At 41.4% G+C, this 3537-nt stretch carries 2 protein-coding genes and 1 pseudogene; all 3 read left to right on the forward strand.

From position 1 onward, the window contains the following. A partial coding sequence (locus tag ABWO12_RS12205; protein ID WP_353089285.1) for a T9SS type B sorting domain-containing protein occupies positions 1-1660 on the forward strand: 1660 nt, incomplete at its 5' end. Between the two features lie 9 nt (positions 1661-1669). Continuing rightward, positions 1670-2623 carry a PorP/SprF family type IX secretion system membrane protein gene (locus tag ABWO12_RS12210; RefSeq protein WP_353089286.1) on the forward strand — a complete coding sequence of 318 codons (954 nt, stop codon included), beginning with the start codon at positions 1670-1672 and terminating at the stop codon, positions 2621-2623. Between the two features lie 10 nt (positions 2624-2633). Further along, positions 2634-3537: pseudogene (locus tag ABWO12_RS12215) on the forward strand (OmpA family protein); the annotation flags it as partial.

Genomic DNA, 3537 nt, shown 5'->3' on the forward strand with positions numbered 1-3537 from the left:
TACAGTAACAGTCAATCCGATTCCCAATGCAGGCAATGATGGGACATTAGTTTTATGTTCAAATGCTACCCCTACCGATTTGTTTTTAAGTTTAGGCGGAACACCTCAAGCAGGAGGAACGTGGACACCAGCTTTAGCCAGTGGCACGGGCTTCTTTAATCCAGCAGTAGATACTGCGGGAACTTACATCTACACGGTAGTAGGTGGGGCACCTTGTGGAAGCGATACTGCTACAGTAAGTGTAACATTAACACCCGGTCCCAATGCAGGCGTGGATGCAACAGTGACGCTTTGCTCTAATGCAACACCAATTGATTTGTTTTTGAGTTTAGGGACTTCTGCGCAGTCTGGAGGAACTTGGTCTCCTCCATTGGCAAGTGGCACGGGTATTTTTAATCCGGCTTTTGATCCCGCAGGTACTTATATTTATACAGTAGTAGGAACAGGAACATGTAACCCCGATACAGCTGCCCTAACGGTTAACTTAATAGCACCTCCTGATTTTGGTTTAGGCGCTATAACAGCACCCAGTGTGTGTCAGAATTCAGCTGTAATTGTCTCTATCAGTGGGGCAACAACCTTAGCTGATGGAAACTATACATTCACTTACTCGGTTACTAATGCGAATCCATCCACAGGAACCACAGCTATAGTGTTAATTACTGGAGGAAATGGTCAGTTTACGATACCCGCTTCGTATTTTCAAACATCGGGTAATGTGACGATTGCATTAACAGCGGTTACCGCATTGAACGGGAATTGTAATTCGGCCATTTCAACAGCTTCGACCACAATAACGGTACTTCCACAACCTACGTTAAGTAATGCTACTGTTCTAGTTACATCACTTTGTATAGGGGATCAAGCTACGGTGACCATTACAGGGGCAACGAGCTTAATGAATGGCAATTATACTTTAGATTATCAACTTTCGGGAGATAATACAGGAACATTTTCGAGTTCAGTGATTTTTACCAACGGCGCAGCATCGTTTACTATTCCAGCGAGCGATTTGGCCAATGCAGGGTCGGTGAATCTAACCCTAACTTCCATCATCAGTCAAATCACAAATTGTGGCAATAGTACTTTAAATTTTACCCCTATCGCTTTTGAAGTTCAAGATCCGCAACCTCCCGTATTGACAGGTTCAACGACATTTTGTATCGATAGTAATGCTACACTTTCCGATATGAGTGCTCAATTATCGGTATCGGGAACTATCGTATGGTATAGCTCGGCTTCTGGGGGAACTCCTTTGGATTCTTCGACGGTATTACAGGATGGAATAACATATTATGGCGCAGTTCAATCTAGTGCGGGTTGTGAAAGTACCCGTCTTGAGTTGACCGTTGTTCTTGAGTCTTGTACCCCCGATGATATTATCATACCAGACGGATTTTCACCCAATACCGATGGGATAAACGATGAGTTTATTATCAAAAATCTCCTTGAGTTGTATCCCAACTTTACCATCGAAATTTTCAATCGTTATGGCAACGTATTGTTCAAGGGTAATCGTTCAAATCCCCATTGGAATGGTCGTTCAACGGAAGGTTCCGTCGGTGGTGGTTTAGCTCCCGCTGGAGTTTACTTCTTTATTTTAGAATTTAATGACGGTGTCCGTGCCCCCATACAAGGACGTCTTTATTTAAGCAGATAACATTCGCCTATGAAAGCTAATAGAATAAAATATATACTCATTGTTGTTTTACTCTTGTGTTTAACCCGAACGCAAGCGCAACAGGATCCTCAGTATACCCAGTACATGTATAACATGAGTGTGCTCAATCCAGCTTATGCTACCGATGATGCCGATGCCATTAATCTTGGTGGATTGTATCGCGCTCAATGGGTAGGTGCTGTGGGTGGGCCAACGACAGGAACGTTTTTTGTGCATACACCTCTAAAAAAACGGGTCGAAGTGGGAATGTCTATTGTACACGATGAAATTGGCGATGTGGTCAAAGAAAGTAATGTCTTTGCCGATATGGCTTATGTTTTACCTCTTGGAGAAAAACAAAAGTTATCTTTTGGAATCAAAGCGGGAGCAACCTTTTTTAGTACCAACTTTAATGGATTTGTATTTACGGATAATTTACCCGATCAGGCTTTTGCTAATAATTTGAGTCGAACGTATCCCAATATTGGAGTGGGGACCTTTTATTTTGGTGAAAAATATTATGTAGGGCTTTCAGCGCCCAATTTATTACGAACGAAACACCTCGAAACACGGGATGGCTTAACGCGTACCGGCGTCGAAGAAATTCATTACTTTCTTACGGGAGGGTATGTTTTTGATTTGAACGATCAATTCAAATTCAAACCCGCTTTCATGACCAAAGCAGTCTCAGGTTCCCCCGTTTCATTAGATGTTACTGCAAATTTTCTGTACAACAATATGTTGGAAATGGGAGTAGGGTACCGCGTGGGCGATGCGGTGAGTGGGTTGGTGAATTTTCGAATCACGCAAAACCTGCGAATTGGATATGCTTACGATTATACCTTATCCAACTTAAGTCGTTTTAATTCTGGTTCACATGAAATCATGATTTTATTTAACCTCAGTAAAACCGGTAAAAATAGCACCGGCAATGGCTATGATAAATCACCTCGTTTCTTCTAAAAGGATGGCTATGCGTATACTTTACCTCTTTCTGATACTTGCTTCAATGGGCGTTACGGCTCAAAAGAAACCCTCCGTTAAATTTGCCAATAAATTATTTGCCAATAAAGCTTATGTTCAAACTGCCTCGGTCTATGAAACACTCAAACCCAATCGAGTGATTTTATCCAACCTTGGCGATTGTTATTATTACAATGCACAAATGGATGCGGCGGTGAAAAACTATGGGCAGTTGTTTTTTCAATACAAAGATTCGGTCAAACCCGAGTATTACTTTCGCTATGCCCATGCCTTAAAAGGAATCAAAGATTATGAAAAAGCCGATAAAATTATGGGTGAGTATCTTAAATATCCCGTGGATACCCAAAAATTCATCGATAATTTGAATACCATAGTTCCCTATGATTATGAGGTTCAATTGATGACCAAAACCAACAATACTGGGGATTTCGGAATGGCGTATCGCGGCGATAAAGTGGTTTTTGCTTCCTTACGAAGTACGGAGCAACCCCTTTTTAGTTGGAACGACAAACCTTATTTGGATCTTTTTGAAGCGACTTTAAATGCACAAAATCAGTTGGAAAACATACAACCTTTTCCAAAATCTATAAATACCAAAACCCATGAAAGTAATGCTGTTTTTTCTACAGATGGAAAAATTATGTATTTCAGCAGAACCAATAGTAAACGCGTTAAAGTAGGTGATGAAAAGTTTGCTTCCGTTAAGTTGTTCCGCGCCGAATGGGTAGACAACGATTGGAAAAATAGTACAGAGTTGCCTTTTTGTAGCGATACTTTTTCGACCCAACACCCGTATCTTTCCCCCGATGGTACGCAACTTTACTTTTCGAGTGATCGTCCTGGTGGGAAAGGTTCTTTTGATTTGTATGTAGTTGAAGTCCGTCCCGATGGTA

The sequence above is a fragment of the Flavobacterium sp. genome (assembly GCF_040379285.1).
Taxonomy (GTDB): domain Bacteria; phylum Bacteroidota; class Bacteroidia; order Flavobacteriales; family Flavobacteriaceae; genus Flavobacterium.